The sequence below is a fragment of the Chitinophaga solisilvae genome, assembly GCF_009928525.1.
GTDB lineage: Bacteria > Bacteroidota > Bacteroidia > Chitinophagales > Chitinophagaceae > Chitinophaga > Chitinophaga solisilvae.
Genome location: NZ_JAABOK010000002.1, coordinates 243639 through 263423, shown reverse-complemented (window position 1 = coordinate 263423; position 19785 = coordinate 243639). Strand labels below are relative to the sequence as shown.

General features: G+C 46.5%; 18 protein-coding genes. 14 read left to right on the top strand and 4 right to left on the bottom strand.

Annotation, left to right across the window (positions count from 1 at the left end):
- Nucleotides 1-43: 43 nt before the first annotated feature.
- Nucleotides 44-1996, bottom strand: a complete 1953-nt coding sequence (locus GWG06_RS03885; RefSeq protein ID WP_127038067.1) for a KUP/HAK/KT family potassium transporter — start codon at nt 1994-1996, stop codon at nt 44-46.
- 157 nt (nt 1997-2153) lie between these two features.
- On the bottom strand, nt 2154-3704 hold the full coding sequence (locus tag GWG06_RS03880) for an OmpA family protein (RefSeq protein ID WP_160711477.1): 1551 nt from the start codon (nt 3702-3704) through the stop codon (nt 2154-2156).
- Nucleotides 3705-4016: 312 nt separating this feature from the next.
- On the opposite strand from GWG06_RS03880, the gene GWG06_RS03875 reads away from it, so the two are divergent.
- Both GWG06_RS03875 and recJ read left to right on the top strand, forming a co-directional pair.
- Nucleotides 4017-4982 carry a polyprenyl synthetase family protein gene (locus GWG06_RS03875; RefSeq protein WP_173962813.1) on the top strand — a complete coding sequence of 322 codons (966 nt, stop codon included), beginning with the start codon at nt 4017-4019 and terminating at the stop codon, nt 4980-4982.
- A gap of 136 nt (nt 4983-5118) precedes the next feature.
- A complete protein-coding gene (recJ, locus tag GWG06_RS03870) occupies nt 5119-6828 on the top strand; it encodes a single-stranded-DNA-specific exonuclease RecJ (protein WP_160711475.1) in 1710 nt (569 codons plus the stop codon).
- Here the strand turns inward: recJ and GWG06_RS03865 are convergent, their stop codons facing one another.
- The gene (locus GWG06_RS03865) at nt 6829-7605 is read right to left on the bottom strand and encodes a carboxylesterase family protein (RefSeq protein WP_202182940.1); all 777 of its coding nucleotides are present in this window, start codon (nt 7603-7605) and stop codon (nt 6829-6831) included.
- Nucleotides 7606-7754: 149 nt separating this feature from the next.
- On the bottom strand, nt 7755-9584 hold the full coding sequence (gene htpG / locus GWG06_RS03860) for a molecular chaperone HtpG (RefSeq protein WP_127044329.1): 1830 nt from the start codon (nt 9582-9584) through the stop codon (nt 7755-7757).
- A 274-nt stretch (nt 9585-9858) separates the two neighbouring features.
- On the opposite strand from htpG, the gene GWG06_RS03855 reads away from it, so the two are divergent.
- The 12 genes from GWG06_RS03855 to GWG06_RS03805 all read left to right on the top strand — a co-directional run bounded on the left by GWG06_RS03855 (nt 9859) and on the right by GWG06_RS03805 (nt 19661).
- Nucleotides 9859-13146 carry an Ig-like domain-containing protein gene (locus GWG06_RS03855; RefSeq protein WP_160711473.1) on the top strand — a complete coding sequence of 1096 codons (3288 nt, stop codon included), beginning with the start codon at nt 9859-9861 and terminating at the stop codon, nt 13144-13146.
- Nucleotides 13147-13367: 221 nt separating this feature from the next.
- On the top strand, nt 13368-13718 hold the full coding sequence (gene rpsF, locus GWG06_RS03850) for a 30S ribosomal protein S6 (RefSeq protein ID WP_235938124.1): 351 nt from the start codon (nt 13368-13370) through the stop codon (nt 13716-13718).
- A gap of 5 nt (nt 13719-13723) precedes the next feature.
- On the top strand, nt 13724-13999 hold the full coding sequence (rpsR, locus tag GWG06_RS03845; protein WP_127040719.1) for a 30S ribosomal protein S18: 276 nt from the start codon (nt 13724-13726) through the stop codon (nt 13997-13999).
- A 6-nt stretch (nt 14000-14005) separates the two neighbouring features.
- Nucleotides 14006-14452, top strand: coding sequence for a 50S ribosomal protein L9 (rplI, locus tag GWG06_RS03840; RefSeq protein WP_127040716.1), 447 nt, complete (start codon nt 14006-14008; stop codon nt 14450-14452).
- 136 nt (nt 14453-14588) lie between these two features.
- Nucleotides 14589-14747, top strand: coding sequence for a hypothetical protein (locus tag GWG06_RS30525; RefSeq protein ID WP_235938122.1), 159 nt, complete (start codon nt 14589-14591; stop codon nt 14745-14747).
- The gene (locus GWG06_RS03835) at nt 14731-15225 is read left to right on the top strand and encodes a DUF6169 family protein (RefSeq protein WP_127040713.1); all 495 of its coding nucleotides are present in this window, start codon (nt 14731-14733) and stop codon (nt 15223-15225) included. The genes GWG06_RS30525 and GWG06_RS03835 overlap by 17 nt, the downstream gene beginning before the upstream one ends.
- A 26-nt stretch (nt 15226-15251) precedes the next feature.
- On the top strand, nt 15252-16130 hold the full coding sequence (locus GWG06_RS03830) for a hypothetical protein (protein ID WP_160711471.1): 879 nt from the start codon (nt 15252-15254) through the stop codon (nt 16128-16130).
- A gap of 39 nt (nt 16131-16169) precedes the next feature.
- Entirely contained in the window at nt 16170-16790 is a 621-nt protein-coding gene (locus tag GWG06_RS03825; RefSeq protein ID WP_160711469.1) for a rhomboid family intramembrane serine protease, read from the top strand.
- 47 nt (nt 16791-16837) lie between these two features.
- Entirely contained in the window at nt 16838-17599 is a 762-nt protein-coding gene (locus GWG06_RS03820) for a hypothetical protein (protein WP_160711467.1), read from the top strand.
- A gap of 60 nt (nt 17600-17659) precedes the next feature.
- Nucleotides 17660-18034: a hypothetical protein gene (locus GWG06_RS03815; RefSeq protein WP_127040701.1), complete on the top strand. Its 375-nt coding sequence runs from the start codon at nt 17660-17662 to the stop codon at nt 18032-18034.
- Between the two features lie 48 nt (nt 18035-18082).
- Nucleotides 18083-18646 (top strand): RNA polymerase sigma factor, encoded by a 564-nt coding sequence (locus GWG06_RS03810; protein ID WP_160711465.1) that lies wholly within the window; start codon nt 18083-18085, stop codon nt 18644-18646.
- Nucleotides 18647-18701: 55 nt separating this feature from the next.
- The gene (locus GWG06_RS03805) at nt 18702-19661 is read left to right on the top strand and encodes a FecR family protein (protein WP_160711463.1); all 960 of its coding nucleotides are present in this window, start codon (nt 18702-18704) and stop codon (nt 19659-19661) included.
- Nucleotides 19662-19785: the final 124 nt, after the last annotated feature.

Below are 19785 nucleotides of genomic sequence, written 5' to 3'. Positions count from 1 at the left end.
CTTATGAAATGCCCGGGTAATAATAAATGCTGAATAGCTAAAATCAGTGTATGATACGGCGGAGCTGCAGATTTGTTACCGGAGCCACCACCAGCGGATACTTCTCAATGGTAACATAACTGGAATCCAGCCCGAAGCCCCGTTCTTCCGACAAACTGATCTTCTTCAGGAAGAAATACATCTTCATGATCATTCTTTCATATAATGGCAGATCGTTGTCGTGCGACAGGAATTTTTCCATGACGATAAACTGGAAATCACCTACCACATTGTTTTTGCTGAGTGATTCGTAGCGGCTGGTAATATTCACTTCCTTGTTACGTACCATATCTTCCACCACCATTCTGAACATCAGGTTGATACGCTGTTCCACTTTGAAACCGAGGCGGAATTCCACCCGTATTACCTCATTGGGAATAATGGTTTGCACAGAATATTCGCTCAGATAAGGTTCATCCACCACATCAACGTGTACAAACCAGTAAATATCGGCCCGTTTGGGCTTTTTATTGAGAATGGAATAGATGATCTTATGTTCGATTTCCTTCGGATTATCGGCACTGCTCATATAAACCAGGTGGGTAGCGTATTTCGGGATAGAAGTATCGTTACTCAGCTCCTGTATGATAGGGAGATAATCTTCCAGCCTTACAAATTCCACGTACCTGTTCTTGATCTTCCTGGATTTAAACCATACAATCATGACCAGGAATAATGCGCCTGCAACGATGACAGTAACATAACCGCCGTGCATGAATTTCACGAGGTTGGCAAAGAGGAAGGAGAATTCTATGGAGAAGTAAACGACAAGATAGAGCAATATCCAGCCTATCCAGACTCTTTTCGTATAGAGATAGAAGGCAAAAAGACAGGATGTCATGAGCATACAGATAGTGATGGAAAGGCCGTAAGCCGCCTCCATATGCGATGATTCCTGGAATATCAGTACGATAGCCGCACAACCTACAAACAGCATGGTATTGATGCCGGGGATGTACAGTTGTCCGCGCATTTCAGTCGGATAATTCACCCTCATTTTAGGCCAGAGGTTCAGTCTCATAGCTTCCGCGATCAGGGTAAAGGAGCCTGAAATGAGTGCCTGGCTGGCGATAATGGATGCCAGTGTAGCAATTAATACCCCGAAGATGATAAACCATTCCGGCATGATGGTAAAGAACGGGTTCTGATCTTTCGGGATGATCTGTCCTTTCTGGGTGAGGAGCCATGCGCCCTGGCCGAGGTAGTTGAGTATCAGGCAGGATTTCACGAAAATCCAGGATACGCGGATATTTCCCTTACCGCAGTGCCCCAGGTCGGAGTATAATGCTTCCGCCCCGGTAGTACAGAGGAATACGGCGCCCAGGATCAGGAATCCTTTGGGATAGGTAGTGAGTAACTCTATAGCATAATGAGGACTGAAGGCTTTGAAGATGCTGAGGTCATCCGCGATATGGGAGATACCGAGGATACCGAGCATGGAGAACCAGAGTACCATAATAGGGCCGAACATGCGTCCGATGGAGACGGTTCCGAACTGTTGCATAATGAACAGGCCGGTGATGATGGTCAGTACTATTTTTACGATGGTGAGCTGGCTCAGGTCCTTAAATACTTCCAGTGTCCGGAGCCCTTCTATGGCGGAGGTGACAGTGATGGGTGGTGTGATGATACCATCTGCGAGGAGGGCGGCGCCTCCGATCATGCCGAATATTACAGTCCATTTGGCATGTCGGCGTACCAGTGCATACAGGGAGAAGATACCTCCTTCTCCTTTATTATCTGCCCGCAGGGTAAGAATAACGTATTTAACGGTGGTTTGCAGGGTCAGTGTCCAGATGATACAGGATATACCTCCGATAACGAGGAGGTCACTGATGGGGTTGCCGCCAACAATAGCTTTGAAAACGTAGAGCGGAGAGGTTCCGATGTCGCCGTAGATGATGCCCAGCGCTACTACTAAACCTGCCAGGGATACCCTGTTAATGTTTATTCCCACGTGAATAAAAAGTTGGTTAAAAAAGCCATCAAAATTAGGGGTAAATATTGATTCCAGCAATAAAACGTGTAACAGCTGTTATACCCGCAAAAAAAATCCTCTCCCGGCAGTAGCACGGGAGAGGACTTTATTATCTTCTCAATGAGAGAGGTATTGATTAGTTAGCTGGAGCTAAGTCAACAGTACCGGACTCACCAGGAGTGTTTTGTTTGATGAAGCGACCACGGTCGATTCCTTGTTTGTCAGCCAGGTAGTCGATTACAGAATCAACGCGGCGGCTGGACAGGTCAACACCACCTTTTTTACCTTTAGCACCTGCGTGACCGGTAACCAGTACGTTGCAGGAAGGATTAGCTTTCAGGGTAGCTGCAACAGAAGACAGGATAGCTGCCTGCTCGTTACCTACTTTAGTAGAGCTGCCTTTGAAAGATACGCTTGGCAGAACCAGGCTAGCGCAGGAAGTCTCGGCTGGTCTGTTTTTGCAGCACTCAGGATCCGGGCATTTACCAACGCCATCAGCATCAACTGGCTGGCAGTAAGTAGGAGTGATCAGTTGTTTGTCTTTGTAGTCAGGAACACCATCACCATCAGTATCTTTAGCTACACCGTGAACATCAACAGGAGCGCCTGCTGGTGTGTTAGGCTCGCGGTCGAACTGGTCAGTAACACCGTCTCCGTCAGCATCAGGCAGAACAGGAGTAGGCAGTTTCATGTGACGTGGGTTGCTCAGCTCGCTGTAAGCGTATTCCAGTGGGTTGATCCACCATAATGGCTGTACGCGTTTAGCAGGGTTACCCAGATTGAAGTTCAGACGAACGCTGGTGTAAGAATAGAAATCCTTAGAAGCGCCGTATGGGTTGGAATAACCATCTAACCATGCATCGAATGGCATAGTGATTTTCTCTTCAATACCGATGTTGAAACGTTTAGATACTTTGAACGCTACGCCGGTACCGAGGTCCAGAGCGTGACGGAGCAGTTGGTTATCATCTTTACGACCGATAGTAACCCTGTTACCCTGAGAAGGAGCATTTTGCTCATACTTCTTATCTCTCAGGTTGTTCAGTTGTTTTCTGATATCGCTGCGTTTAGCATTGAAGTTGATACCAGAGTAGTTGTAGCCGTTACCGTTTGCATCCAGTGCGTCAACGTCAACGTCTGCCAGTACGATGGAGTAACCACCTAACAGGTACCAGTTAACTTTAGGTTCTGCTTTGTAGAACAGGATGTTGCTCAGGGAAGCGATCACATCCAATGACAGCTGATGGTTCTGAGATTTGTAGTTTGGTACAATCATACCACCATTCAGTGCTGCAGTCTTAGCCCATGGGTTACCGTTGTAGGCAACAGTAGGACGCAGTCTGTAGTCTTGGCCTTTATCGATAGATCCGATATACTCAGCTCTTAAGGAGAAGGTATGACCCAGTGATTTTCTCAGAGAGATACCACCGCCAAAACCTGGTTGAGGAGGAATAGTTCCGCTGATCAGGTGCAAACCACCGCTGAAACCCAGTTCCCACATATCCCTTGGTTTAGCAGGGAAATTAGACTGGTGGTTCAGGAAGTTATTTTGTTGTACCAACCGCTTGCCCGACACTTTGGAAGAATCCAGCGCATCGTAGCCGGTAGGTTGAACCTGTGCAAAACTAGTAGATGCTGCCAGTAAACTCACAGCGCCTGCCAGTAATAAGTACTTTTTGCTTGCCATAATTGTGTTTTATTTAAAAACTGTTAAAAATTTACTAATAACCCGTTTTTTACCTAGCAAAGGTAAATATCATAAATGAATAATCAAATTTTTCTTGCAATATTATTTTCATTGATAAGTCCCTCAAAATTAGAGCTTAACCGAAACTATTTATATACCTTATTTAGGACCAGGTTAAAGTAATGTCAGGAGCTTGTTAACATAAACCTTAATCCTTGTTAAAGGAATGTTATACTTCATATACAAATTAGAGGCCAAAATGTTAAAATATCCCATATAAAACATAGCTTAGCAATCCTTTTTATTTTATACATGGACGATATTAAGCACCTGATAGGTAAGGAATTACAGGATTTTGAAAATAAATTCGCGGATTCAGTAAAAAGTCACGTACCGCTACTGGACCGCATTATGCATTACATTGTCAAGCGGAAAGGCAAGCAGATCAGACCCATGTTTGTACTGCTTTCTGCCCGGCTTTTCAGTGATAATATCCAGGAAGGCACCTACCGGGCCGCCGCCCTGGTTGAACTGCTGCACACCGCCACCCTTGTGCACGATGATGTGGTAGACGACGCCAACCAGCGCCGGGGATTATTCTCTATCAATGCCTTATGGAAAAATAAAATTGCTGTTCTCGTAGGCGATTATCTGCTCTCCAAAGGGCTGCTGCTGTCCCTTAACAATAATGATTTCAGATCTTTGCAGATATTATCCGAAGCCGTTAAGGAAATGAGCGAAGGAGAACTGTTACAGATTGAAAAAACCCGTAAACTCAACATTAAGGAAGATATTTATTTCGAAATCATCCGCAGGAAAACAGCTTCCCTGCTGGCCTCTGCCTGTGCCGCAGGCGCCTGGAGCACCACTGCCGATGACCATACCACCGAACAGATGCGTCTCTTCGGCGAAAAGGTAGGTATTGCCTTCCAGATCAAAGACGACCTGTTCGATTACGGCTCCGCCAAAATAGGAAAGCCTACCGGCATAGATATCCGGGAGAAAAAAATGACGCTCCCCCTTATCTATACACTGGAACACGCTTCCCCGGAAACCCGCCGGAAAATTATCAACATCGTTAAAAACCATAACACGGAGAAAGACCGCGTAGAAGAAGTCATCCAGCTGGTAAAAGCCTCCGGCGGCATCGACTATACCAGACAAAAAATGCTGCAATACCGCGATGAAGCACTCGCTATCCTGAACCGCTTCCCTGAAAATGATATCAGAAACGGCCTCGAATCTTTAGTCAGGTTTACCACAGACAGGGCTTTTTAGAAGAAAAAAAGTAAAATGTAAAATAATAAATGTAAAATGTAAAAGTAAAATGCATCTGCTGCATCCCTGCTTTTACATTTTACACCGGTTTCTGTTACATTTTTATTTTTAATCTGTTTCTCCTTACCTGAACATAATGCAAAAACGTTGGACAGTAAAAGCATATCAGCCGAATCAGGAAAAATCTCTTCAAGCCTCACTACGCGTACATCCGCTGTTATGCAGATTGCTGGTGCAACGCCAGGTTCACACCTTTGAAGCCGCCCGGCAGTTCTTCCGCCCGTCGCTGGATGACCTGCACGATCCCTGGATGATGAAAGACATGGACAAAGCCATTTCCCGCATTGAACTGGCTTTCTTCCGGCACGAAAAAATACTGATCTACGGCGATTACGATGTAGACGGGACCACAGCTGTGGCTACTGTGTACGCTTTTCTCCACAACCTGTACAATAACATTGAATTCTATATTCCGCACCGCTACCGCGAAGGCTACGGCATCTCGGAACAGGGTATCGCCTATGCGAAGGAAAATGACTTCGGCCTTGTCATTGCCCTAGACTGCGGCATTAAATCAGTAGCCTATATCCGGCACGCCAAAGAGGCAGGCATCGATTTTATTATCTGCGATCATCACCTGCCGGATGCCGAACTGCCACCTGCCGTGGCTATCCTCAATCCAAAACAGTACGACTGCCCTTACCCTTATAAGGAACTGAGCGGATGCGGCATCGGATATAAACTTATTTCCGCCTTCGCCCAGAAGAGAGGACTGCCGGCATCTGCCGCCAACCGCTACCTGGACCTGGTGGCCACCAGCATCGCGGCCGACATTGTTCCCATGACCGGCGAAAACAGGATACTGGCTTTTCACGGGCTTAAAAAAGTAAATGAAGATCCCCTGCCGGGTATCAAGGCCCTCATACAACTGAGTGAACTGAAAGAACAGCTCACCATCTCCAATCTGGTATTTGTGATTGCGCCCCGCGTTAATGCGGCAGGCCGCATGGACGATGCGCGGAAAGCCGTAAACCTGTTCATTGAAGACGATGTTGTAAAAGCCGCTGACATCGCGGCCGTTTTACATGCGGATAATTTCGACAGAAAGGAAATCGACAATACCATCACCCAGGAGGCCCTGGTACTTTTACAGAATGATGCCGGCATCAGTGAAAAAAAATCTACCGTGCTGTATCAGGCACACTGGCATAAAGGCGTGGTAGGCATCGTGGCCTCCAGGCTGATTGATAAATATTATTACCGCCCCACCATCATTCTCACCCAGTCCAATGATAAGGTGGCCGGCTCCGCCAGGTCTGTCATGGGCTTCAATGTGTACGAAGCCATCCATCAGTGCAAGGATCTCCTGGAAAATTACGGCGGGCATTTTTACGCGGCCGGCATGACGCTCAAACCGGAAAATGTAGCCGCCTTCCAGCAGCGCTTTGAGGAAGTGGTAGCCAGCACGATACGTCCGGACCAGCTTACGCCTGAAATCATTATTGATACAGAAATTTTTTTTACCGATATCACCACTGCCTTCAATAATATTCTCAAACAGTTTGAACCACTTGGCCCGGAAAACCTCCGGCCTGTTTTCCTTGCCAGAAATCTTACGGATACCGGTTATTCAAAACTGGTGAAAGAAGAACATATCAGGTTTTCTGTCAGACAGGGCAGATCCAATACTACCCTTACCGGCATTGGTTTTTATATGGCGGAGAAATTCCCGGTAGTCACCGGCAGGCAGCCATTCGATATGGTATTTAATATAGATGAAAATGAATGGAACGGGCAGACTACCCTGCAATTAAAAGTAATTGACATCAGGCCTTCCGGCAAATGATTACGGTTTCCGCTGCTGTAACATCCAGGTATATAATTCTTCGGTAGCATAAGCGCGCGTCCAGGAGTCATGGCCTCCGTCCGGATACTCGGTGTATTTTACATTTCCGCCGATTGCTTTCAGCGCATTTACCATGTCGCGGGAACCTGCCACACTTACGGTAGGGTCATTGGCGGCATGGAAAGCCCAGACGGGCATGGTCTTTATTTTATCCACCTGCTTCGTGTCGCCTCTGCCCGCAATGGGAATCACTGCTGCAAAGTGTTCGGGATTCGCTTCCGCCCAGGCCCATGACTGAATACCGCCCATACTTAACCCGGTGAGATAAATTCTCTTCGGGTCTATATGATACCTGGCTACCACGAATTTGTAAAACGCTTCCAGCGCGGCAGCATTCCACCAGATACGGCGGCATTGCGGCGCTACCATTACAAAAGGTTTTCCTTTTACGGCTTTGGGCAGACCGGTTACTTTTACCTTATTCACATCTGTGCCCATCTCGCCGGTGCCATGCAGGAATATTACCAGCGGCCATTTTTCCTGTCTTTCATTATACCCATCCGGGATATACAGGAGATAATCCGTGATGTTGGAATTTTCATCTCTGGTAAATGACTGATTCGTCATTCCCGGGGTCTGCCGGGTAAAGGTATCCGTTACCGGAGTTGGTACGGATGTACCTTCCGGCATTACACGAGCTGATTTGGAACAGGAGATCAGCACCAGTGCAGTAAGCACGAAGACATGGTTAATAATTTTAATTAAGGTTTTTTTCATATAACTGTATAAAACTAAAAAGTCCTCCGGCGTAACGCCGGAGGACCAGTTCAAGAATATTTTTCCCCTGTTTTGCTGATACAGGGCAGATTTTCCATCTGCAAAGAAAATTAAAAACGGGAATAAATATATTTTATTTTATAGCTATACTATTTCTTTCCGTTTGTCAGCAGTTCTACGCTCCTGTTCACGAATGCAGTAAGGTCTGCACCTGTCAGCAGGTTCTGGGACAACAACGCGAGGTCTGCCAGATTTCTGATCTGTTTCTGTTGCAGCTCATTATCTTTTTCTTCCAGGATATTCAGGTAAACAGGGTGGTTAGCGTTTACGGTCATATTGATTTCATCCGGCATGGAAGCGTACCAGTTCATGCCGCCACCGCCCATGGAAGCCATATCTTTCATACGGCGCATGAATTCGGGGCGTGTAACGATTACCGGCTGTGATTCTCCGCTCAGGCCTTTCAGTTCCACTTTGATGTTAGGCTGTGTAATCTGTGCGGTGAAGATATCTTTCAGGGCGCCTTCCTGTTCTTCAGACAAAACAGTAGTTCCGTTTTCATCCTTATCGATCAGGTGGTCAGCGATATCTGCATCTACGCGGGTGAACTGAACATTCTCCCATTTGGATTCGATGTTGTTGATGAAGGCCGCATCTACCAGTGTTTCCATTTTCACTACGATATAGCCTTTGTTTTTCGCAGCCTGTACGTAGCTGTCCTGTTGTACCGGGTTGGTAGCATACAGTACCACCAGCTTGCCTTCCTTGTTGGTTTGCAGGGCAGCGGCAGCCGTACGGTATTCTTCCTGTGTATAGAAGGTGCCGCCTTCCACGTTTTCCAGCAGCAGGAATTTGTTGGCCTTGTCCATGAACTTGTCGTCTGTCATCATGCCATACTTCACAAACAGTCCGATGGAATCCCATTTCTCTTCAAATCCTTTGCGGTCGTTGCGGAACATTTCATCCAGTTTGTCCGCCACTTTTTTAGTGATGTGCGCGTTGATTTTCTTTACGTTCGGATCGCCCTGGAGGTAGCTACGGCTTACGTTCAGCGGGATATCCGGACTGTCTATCACACCATGCAGCAGCATCAGGAATTCAGGAACAATATCTTTTACTTCATCCGTAACATATACCTGGTTGGAGTAAAGATTAATTTTATCTTTCTGGATTTCGTAGCTCTTGGTAATTTTCGGGAAGTACAGGATACCGGTGAGGTTGAACGGATAATCCACGTTGAGGTGGATCCAGAACAAAGGTGCTTCTGCGAAAGGATATAATTCCTTGTAGAAGTTCTGATAATCTTCCGTAGTGAGTTCACTTGGTTTTTTAGTCCAGGCCGGCGAGGTATTGTTGATCTGTACACCTTCAAATTTTACCGGAACGGGCAGGAATTTACAGAATTTGGTAAGGATAGCACGGATACGGCTTTCATCGAGGAATTCTTCACTTTCTTCGTTGATGTGCATCACTATTTCGGTACCTCTTTCTTCCTTGGTGGTTTCTTCCAGCTCGTATTCCGGGCTGCCGTCGCATTCCCAGCGAACAGCCGGGGCATCTTTCCAGGATTTGGTAAAGATTTCCACTTTACTGCTCACCATGAAAGATGAGTAGAAGCCCAGACCGAAATGTCCGATAATATTGGTACCGCTTTCCTGTCCTTTGTATTTCTTCAGAAATTCTTCTGCGCCGGAAAACGCCACCTGGTTAATGTATTTATCTACTTCTTCAGCAGTCATACCAATGCCGTGGTCAGCTATGGTAATTGTTTTTTTCTCTTTGTCGAGTTTAACTTCAATGTCAATGTTGCCAATGTCACCTTTAAATTCACCTACGCTGGCGAGGGTTTTCAGCTTCTGGGTGGCGTCTACCGCGTTACTTACCAGTTCGCGGATAAAGATTTCATGGTCTGAATACAGAAATTTTTTGATGATGGGGAAAATGTTCTCTGTCTGAACACGTATTGCGCCTTTTTGCATCGGTTATCTGATTTTTTTCAAAACACTTTTTTCAAAGTATGTGCCAGCCGGGTACCGGCTGACAAGATGACAACCTTTTTAACATGCTGAAAATTCACATATAAAAAATCTGCGCAGACAGACCCAATAACATTTATTTTATTTCTAATATTAATAATCTCAACAAATTAACATTTAAATCATATTAAACGCTCCGGGAACCGCTTCAATTTAGTAGATTTAGTATAGCAGATAATAAATAATTGTACCCCACCCTAATCTCTAAATCTTATCTATGGTTAAACCTTTACGCTATTATCTTTTATTGCTGGGTATCCTGAGCCGGACGATGGTTACGGCCCAGAGTGATCCTGCGGCGCAGTCTTTACCTTACACCCAGAATTTTGACGCATTGCCTGCATCCGCAACGGTTTACCCCGATGGCTGGCAAGGCTGGACGCTGCCGGGTTCGCCGTCAGGGAATTTCAACATCTCTGCTGCGTCAGCCGACAAGCCACTCAGCGCCAATGGGAGTGCTTCTTCCACCGCCAACGGCGTTTACAATTACAGTGGTAAGCTGGGTTTTCTGAACAGCGGCAGCGTGGATAACAGCCTGGTGCTGGCGGTTAATGCCGGCGGGCAGGTAAATATTACGGTCAGTTTTGACGTGATGACACTCAGGAATCCTTACGATGGCAGCGCCAATACCCGTATTAATGAGGCCGGGTTGCAATATCGTATAGGCAATACCGGTAGCTTCACCAATATCAGCGGAACAGCCTATCAGAATAATACTTCTTTGCAAACCGGCTCTGGTATTACCTTGCCGCAGAACCTGGCAAACATATCCATTGTGTTGCCGGCAGCATGTAATAATCAGCCGCTGGTACAGCTGAGATGGGTGAACCGGCAGATCGGCGGGGCGGGTTCCCGGCCTTCGTTTGCCATCGACAACATTCAGATCAGCGGATCGGGAGGCGACTTCACGCCTCCGGCCATCAGCAGCCTGATCCCGGCCAATGCTGCCACCGGCGTATCTCCTGTAACCCAGATCAGCGCCTTCTTCACAGAAAATATCCAGGCGGGCAGCGGTAATATTTATCTGCATAACATCAATGCCGGCACAACTGACACATTTGCCATTCATCATCCGGCAGTTACTGTCAGCAATAATATACTGACCCTGAACAAGGTGTTGCTGCCCAATAAAAGTTATTATCTCCTGCTGGACAGCGGGCTGGTGAAGGATTTGTCCGGCAACGGTTTTGCGGGGATAGCAGATAGTGCGCAATGGCAGTTCAGTACCGGCAGCCAGGAGCTGAATTATAACTTCAACGCCTGTACGCCGTCGGGCAGTAGTACGCTCACAGGCGGTTTCCGTCAATACAGTGTCAGCGGTGCGCAGGTATGGGCCTGTACCACTTTTGGCCAGAATAGCAGCAATGGTGTGCAGATCAATGGTTTCAGCGGAAGCGCCATAGAGAATGAAGACTGGCTGATTTCACCGGTTTTTGATTTCAGCGGCTTCCAGGTGCCGTTACTGCATTTCAGCAGCCGCACAGCCTTTAACGGTCCATCGCTCAGTTTGCGCGTATCTACAGATTACAGCGGCAGCGGCGATCCCCGGCTGGCTACCTGGCATACGGTGAACGGCCGTTTCCCGGCAGCAGGCAGTGATGTATGGACATTATCCGACGGCATCAGCCTGTATAACTTCCGGCAATCCAACGTATATATTGCATTTGTATATACTTCTTCTCCGTCATTGCAGGCCGCCCGCTGGACAATTGACGATTTCGGTATCAGAGATACCAGTGCGGTACCTGCGCCTACGATGAACAGCAGTCCGGCTGCACTTGATTTCGATTATGTAAAAGCTGGTCAGCAATCCGCACCGCTGGCCGTCAGCTTCTGGGGCAATGATTTCACCGGCAACCTGCAGGTCAGCGCACCGTCGGGCTTCCTGGTATCCAGTGACAGCAGCAGTTTCAGCAGTCAGTTGACTATTCCGCTGGCAGTTATTAATGCCGGTCCGCAACAGGTATGGGTAAAATTTGCGCCGGGTGTTGCCAATCAGGCTTACAGCGGCGTGTTAACCTTCAGTGCGCCGGGCTTTACGGATAATCATATTACCCTGTCGGGCACCTCGCTGCGTTCCCTGAAAGTGGTGAACTGGAATATTGAGTGGTTTGGCAGTCCTGTGCAGAATCCTGCCAATGACAGTTTGCAGCAGGCCAATGTAACAACGATCCTGCAAAGGCTGGATGCAGATATTTATGCGCTCGCCGAAGTGGTGGATACAGCGCGCTTCCGGGCGGTTGCCAGTCAGCTGCCGGGCTACAGCTATGTTATATCGGATTTCGGTTCTTATGCGGACAGTATTAAAGATGTGGATTATGCCGCTGCGCAGAAGCTGGCATTTTTGTATAAAACATCGGTGATCCGTAAGATCCGTACATATGGTGTATTGAGACAGGGCGGCAGTAATACTGCGTATTATAACTGGTCTTCAGGCCGTTTCCCTTATCTGATGGAAGCTACCGCCAGGCTGGGGAACGACTCCGCGCGTATTAACTTTGTGCTGCTGCATGCCAAAGCCAATACGGGTACCAGGGCCGAAAAACTGGAAGGCTGGAATAGACGGAAGAATGGAGTGAAAGAGCTGAAAGATACGCTGGATGCACAATATCCATATAGTAATCTGCTTATAGCGGGAGATTTCAATGACGATCTTTCCAAGACCATTACAACGGAAAGGGCGCCGGATACGACTACTTCCTATATAGATATAGTGGCAGATACGGTTAACTACAAACCGCTTACGCTGCCGTTAAGTCTGGCCGGGCAGCGGTCTACCGTAAGTTTCTCTTCTGTGATAGATAACGTCGTTTCTTCCAATGAAACAGGTGTAGCCTACATTCCCGGTTCTGCGCGGATTTTGACGCAGGTGCAGCAGTGGGTCAGCAGTTACAGCAGCACTACTACCGATCACTATCCGGTATTGAGCCGGTATAGCCTGCTGGTACTGGCTAATCCGCAGCCATTATCGGGTTTTGATGCCAAACCTGATGGCAGCAAGGTGCAGTTTACCTGGAATACACCGTATGAGATTAACAGTGGCAGCTTTGTGATAGAGCGTTCCCGTAATTTCCGCACATTTGACCCGATAGATACGATTGCGGCGAAAGGCAGTACGGCGGCAGCGAGCAGTTACCTGGCCTATGACAACAATCCATGGCCGGGCTTTGTGCAATACCGGCTGCGGCTGAACGGACTGGATGGCAGTACCAGGTATAGTGTGGTGAAAACTGTCTTTTTAACAGACAGGGATCTGTGGCTGAAGTTGTTATGGTCCATTCTGGGCCACCAGCTGCAGTATTGGATAGACTGGTCTAAGAATGGCCCTGCCAGCGTGCAGCTGATAGATTTACAGGGGCGTATCCGTTACCAGGGCAGAACGGAGCTGAACAAGGGCAGAAATTACCGTACATTGGATATCAATCACTTACCATCTGGTATTTACTTCCTGCGGGTACAATCCGGGGAGCAGGTGCAGGTGAGTAAGATTGTGGTAAGTCAGTAATGATCAAACAAGTATTCAGACAGGCCCTTCCGGTATACCGGAAGGGCTTTTTTTTGCTGGAATATCATTATATAATCGAATCATTTACAGCACATTATACATAAAAGCACAGAAAAGTCAAGATATTTGCTGTTTTGGGGGTGGCGGGAGAGCGGAAATTGTGAATAGTTCTGTATCTTTGCGATCCAATTTTTTTTATCAAACTTTTAAAACAGGGAATTATGAACTACGAATTGATGGTGATCTTTACCCCTGTGCTTTCTGAAGACGATTACAAAGCGGCTCAGAAAAAATTCGCTGATATCATTAAAGATAACGGCGGAGAAATTACGCACGAAAATCCCTGGGGATTAAGATCACTGGCGTATCCTATCCGGAAAAAAACTACAGGAATGTATGTTGTTCTGGAGTACACTGCGCCATCCGACCTCAATGAGAAGCTGAAAATCCAGCTTAACCGTGATGAAAATGTATTACGCCACATGATCACTGCGCTCGACAAATACGCTGTTGAGTATAACGGTCGCAAGAGACATGGTGTAAATGCTGAATCTAAAACCACTGAAGCTTAAAAATTATGGCAGTTAAACCAAAAAAACAGGAAATCAAGTACTTAACAGCCGTAAAAACCGAGAAACGTCAGAAGAAATACTGCCGTTTCAAGAAAATGGGCATCAAGTACGTAGATTACAAAGACGGTGAGTTTTTAAAGAAATTTTTGAACGACCAGGGTAAAATGTTACCACGTCGTATTACAGGTAACTCCCTGAAATTTCAGCGTAAAGTAGCCCAGGCTATTAAGAAAGCTCGTCAAATGGCTTTATTGCCTTATGTTACTGACCTTTTAAAGTAAGAAGTTATGCAAATTATCTTAATACAAGACGTAGATAACCTGGGTCAGAAGAATGAACTGGTTAACGTAAAAAATGGTTACGCCAGAAACTTCCTGATTCCTCAGAAGTTTGCGGTAGAGGCTAGCCCTTCCAACATGAAGCAACTGCAGGAGCGCCTGAAAGTGCAGAAAGTGAAAGAAGAGAAACTGCTGGCTGAAATTGCGAAAGTAGTGGAAGTGCTGAAAGCATCTCCTGTTAAGATCGGCGCTAAAACCGGTACTTCCGGTAAAATCTTCGGTAGCGTTACCGGTGTTCAGATTGCCCGTGCAATTAAAGAGCAGAAAGGTTACGAAATTGACCGTCGCCGTATCCACATCATTGATGATGTAAAAGAATTAGGTACTTACAAAGCACGCCTGGATTTCGGTAAAGGCAACGAAACCGAAATGGAGTTCGAAGTAGTATCTGAATAATATTTCCAACGTTGTTGGAATAAAGAATTTCCCGGGCTGTTATGCAGTCCGGGATTTTTTTTGTGCGTTAAGAAGTAATTAACAAGCGGGGATATCAGAATAGGTAATTTTAGGATATATTTGTAATGTATCTGAAATGAAAACAACAAAAAACATATCAAAGCCTGATCCTAAGATTGTCAATATCTTAAAAAAGATGATTGAGGATAAGAAATTGATTCATGATTACATTACGAACGGTCGTGATTTATCTGAATTAAAATCTAAAGGCATTAAGTTTGTTCAACCCTTATAAACTCACAGAACTCAAGACGGGCGTTTATCAATTTACAACGGATTTTAGCGTTGTATATTCCGTGTATTTTGGTGATGGTCAGAATTACTTCTATGACTATCCCGAATTTGCCGGAGAAGTACTGACTTTTGGATTTGACCGCCTGAGCAGTCATGACCAAAACTATTTTGATATTAAGGTAAGGTATACCATTATCCACCTTATTATTCAGTATTTAGAAACCCATCAGGATAAGATTTTGTTCTTCGTTTGTGATAGTGCAGATAGCAAGGGCACCGGCAGAATGAGAATATTTCAGCACTGGTACCGGCAGTTGCAAGTAGCTGATCTTGAAAAACACGATGAAACTATTGATACCGGAGACATGCTTATCCATTGCTCCATTATTCTCCATTCCAATAACAATATGCGTAATCATATCCTCTCCTCCTTCCGGCACCTCAGCCATTCTACTGCTCAAAAACTCAAATCTTATTAGTATTTTCATACCAGAATACATCCTGTATGAAAAAATACCTTTATTGTCTGTTGATTCCTGTGCTTATCACAGCATGCAGTTCTAACAAGAATAAATACCGTACCATATTACGGCTGTCGTCTATTGGCATTAAAGGCGATTCTATCCCGCAGTATACTTTCCGGTATGACCAGGAAGGCCACCTGGTAGAACTGGTTAAGTATCACCAGTTCAATGACACCAACAATACTACTTTTACATATGACAGTTCCAACCGCCTTTGCAGTATGACTGCTGTCCGCCAGCACAATAATTCCCGGCAGGTACAGCAACATGCACGCGTAAACGCCTGGGATAAAGATGGTAATATCCGTGAGATTGCGTACTTCGATCCGGCGCAGCAGCTTATCAGAACCGCCACCATCACCTGGAAACACGGGTTGCCTGCAGCCCTGAAATATTCCGACTCCACACAGGCTGTCAAATGGGAAAATGATAACGGCAATCCTGACTGGAAAAATATCTGCAGTGATTCCCTGCCGGAAGAAAAGAAAGAAGGCAACCTGCTTGTACGTAATACACAACATGAATGGGATCAGAACTACAATCCCTTGCGGCCGCTCGTAAACCAGCTGCTGCTCAGCGGTTGTATACCGTTACCGGCACAGACCAGGCCTGTTCCCGATTTCGCCAGCCTGCTGCTGCCAATCAGTACCAACAATCCTACCCTCATCAAAATGGAGGAAAAAGAGAAAACAGCATATTCCAATACTTCCATGGAATGCCAGCGCCAGACTACCCTGCAGTTCGATTATACCTATAACTGGAACGGCTACCCGCAGAGCGCCTGGGTGCATTTTCATACAGAAGGATTTACCCGCCTGAGCGGCGACTCTCAGCTCATTATCGACTATCAGTACCAGTAGCCGCACGGCACTTCGGGAATTATCCGTAACTTTTGATATATGGATACACTTACCCGTATGAAGACGATGCCCGTCACGCTCCTGCTCATCGCGGTGAATGTAATCGTATATCTGCTCACCGTACTAATGGGTATGGATATATGGCAGGGCAACGGCGAAAAGCTACTGCACTGGGGCGCCAACTACTGGCCCATGACCATGCAGGGGCAATACTGGCGGCTGCTGACCAGCATGTTTCTGCATGCAGGACTCTGGCATCTATTCACCAATATGCTGGGGCTGCTGATTGCCGGCATGTTCCTGGAGCCTGTCATACGCAGCTTCCGGTTTGCAGCAGCGTATATCCTGACGGGTATCATCGCGGATTTTGTCAGTATCTGGTATCACAGAACTACTGTAGGTGTAGGCGCTTCCGGTGCTGTTTTTGGCATTTACGGCGTATTCCTGGCACTGCTCACCACTCCCCTCTTCCGGCCTTCTGCCCGCTACGGTTTTCTGATTTATGTCAGCATGTTCGTTATACTGAATTTTATTGTAGCGCTTTTCGCGGAAGGCATCGATAATGCTGCACATCTCGCCGGCTTCTGCAGCGGCTTTATTACCGGTTATCTCTACTTCTTCACACTCAGCAAACAGGACGGCGACCGGCTGCCGCAATAGATATATACAAGTTTGATTACATTTGTATTCCTAAAAAACTGTACGCTATGAGGAAACCTATATTGCTACTTGTTCTATCATCCCTGCTGATCTGGGGCTGCGAATCGTCCCGGCAGAAAGGCGGAATGGCAGATTCGCTGCTGGTAACAGATACGATTGTTCCTGAACAGGATATTTACGCTAAACCGGATATTCCGGCTGGCAAACCCTTTGACTCTGTAAAAGCCGGCGATAAAAAATTCCTGCTGTACTACATCGAAAAATCTGAATTCGATAAATATCCCTACACTGTTCCGGACAGCAGCGAAACCATTGCCCTGAAAAAAGATCCTGCCGTCAGGAGAAAGGGCGACAGCCTGTTCATCCGCCTGGAAAACGGGCGTGAAACTGTACGCGTGAATAATACACTGGATGACGGAGATGATTATGTACGCTATAAATATGTGAGCGACCTGGCAGTCATCGGTAAAAAAGGCCTGGACCTCACCTTCTATGAGGCTGATGCCTATCAGCTGACTGATATCAAAACCGGCGACAGCATCTTCCTGTGGACACCTCCTGTTATCTCTCCTGACAAAAAATACTTCATCTGCTCCAGCTGTGACCTGATGGCAGGCTTTAATTCCAACGGTTTTCAGCTGTATGAAATCAATAACGGCCACCTCAAGGAAGTGGCAGAAGTAAACCTGGAGAAATGGGGACTGGAAAGAGTACAATGGATTAACAACAATACCCTTATCGCGGAATACCATACGATGGCCGGAGAAGAACAGAACTATTTCCGGTATGTAAAGCTCATCATGCAGTAAACGTAATTTTATTACGGCTATTTAGTATATTTAGATAGCCGTAATAAATCGCATCTGCGTATGAAAAAACTGATCACATTGTTGCTGGCAGCGCTCTGCTGCTTTGCATATATTGCCAGAAGCCAGGCCCCCACTATCAATATAGAAGGCACCGCCGCCTCTATCGTCAGTAAACTCGACAAATCGCTTTTTCTTACCGACAGGCAAAAGCCCAGAATGCTCACTATTGTGACGGGTTACCTGCAGCAGAAAAACAATATCAGACCATTGCAGCTGAGCAATGAAAAGGCTTATCATACCAAATTAAACAGTATGCAGAACGGACTGCATACCCGGCTCAAGCCCCTGCTGACACTCACGCAGTATACAGAATTCCTGGCCTTGAAACCTAAAGCCTTTGATGAAACCAATGTGCTCTCACAATTATATTATTGAGTAGGAAAGCCGCATATCTTTGCTATGTTTGCGTGAAAAGATTATTAATTGGAGCATTTGTCAGATAAGGCGTTGATGCAGGCATTGCAGGAGAACAGGGAAGACGCTTTCCGCGTGCTTTATGAGCGACATTGGGATATGCTTTACAGCCGTGCTTTCCGGAAGATAAGCGCCACTGATGATATTGCTGACATACTCCAGGAAATCTTTATCTATCTATGGAAAAACCGCCACACCATTCAGCTCCAGTCAACGCTGAGCAACTATCTCCTTACAGCGCTGGACTATAAAATCATTGACTACTACCGCGCAAAAGCCGTACGCATCAATTACTACCGCCAGTTCCTGGAAACCGCATCCGATATTCATTTCGGGGTAACAGAAACTATACAGTTCCGTGAACTGGAAACCCTGATTGCCGGCGAAGTTACCGCCATGCCTTCCCGGATGCAACAGGTATTTGTACTGAGCCGGGACAAAGGAATGAGCGCGGCGGCCATCGCCACTCACCTCTCCATGTCTGAACAAACCGTCAGAAACCAGATCAGCATTGCCCTCCGGCGTATCCGGGAGCGGCTGGCGAACACCTATTCCTTCTCCCGAAAAAAATAATTTCTCCCAAACCGGTATATCCGTTTCCATAAACCGACTCTTTAATAACTGAGTTATGGAAAACGGGAATATCAACAACGATCAGCTGCTGGCGCTGCTGGAAAAATACAGCCGCCATGAATGCACCGAATCAGAACTTCAATGGATCAGGCAATGGTATGAACAACTGGATGTATCCGGCCAGCAGCCGCATGCGCAGCCGGGAACACCCGCTGCTGCCGCGTTGAAGGCACAGGGCTGGGAAACGGTGCTGGATGCCGCACGCGTTCGCCGTAAGCCTGTTTATCTCCGTACCTGGTTCAGGGCCGCCGCTGCAGTACTCCTCATAGGAGGCTGCTCACTGCTGGTATGGCTCCGCTACCAGCCGGCCGCCAACATCATCCAGGCCGGTTCTGCCATTGTTCAGCAACAGTTGCCGGATGGCACCCGCATCTGGCTCAACAGAAAAAGCCGGCTCACCTGCTATCCGAATGATAACCGTACCGTTTCACTGGAAGGGGAAGCATTTTTCGATGTAGCACAGAATGCCGCCAAACCCTTTGTCATACATACTTCCAGGATGGATATCCGCGTACTCGGCACGTCTTTTAACGTAAAGGCATATACGGAAGATATTTCCAGCGAAACGTTGCTGGTTACCGGCGCAGTGGAAATTACGCTGAAAAACAACCAGCAGAAACTACGGTTACGGCCCAACGAAAAAATTGTACTTAAATCAGCCAACACAGGCAGCTATCAGATAAAAACCAACACTGTGAACAATGATAGTACCTATAATGACATCCTCTGGCGGGATAATAAACTCGTATTCAATCACGAAACTTTTGAAGAAATAGCTGCGAAGATGGAACGCTGGTATGGTGTACGTATTCATATACAGGATGCCTCTCTTAAAAACCTGCTGTTCACAGCCATCTTTGAACAGGAAACAATTGACCAGACGCTGACAGCACTGCAGCTCTCAGCACCTTTTCATTATCAGATAAACCAACATGACATTTTTATCACTAAGTAAAATCCACTTATGACCTGATTGTATCCACAGTGAACAACAATTAAAAAGGGAAATGCTGTCACATTTCCCTTAGCTCTGATCAACAGTTGCAGGATTCCCGGTTTGAGAACAGGAGCCTGTCACT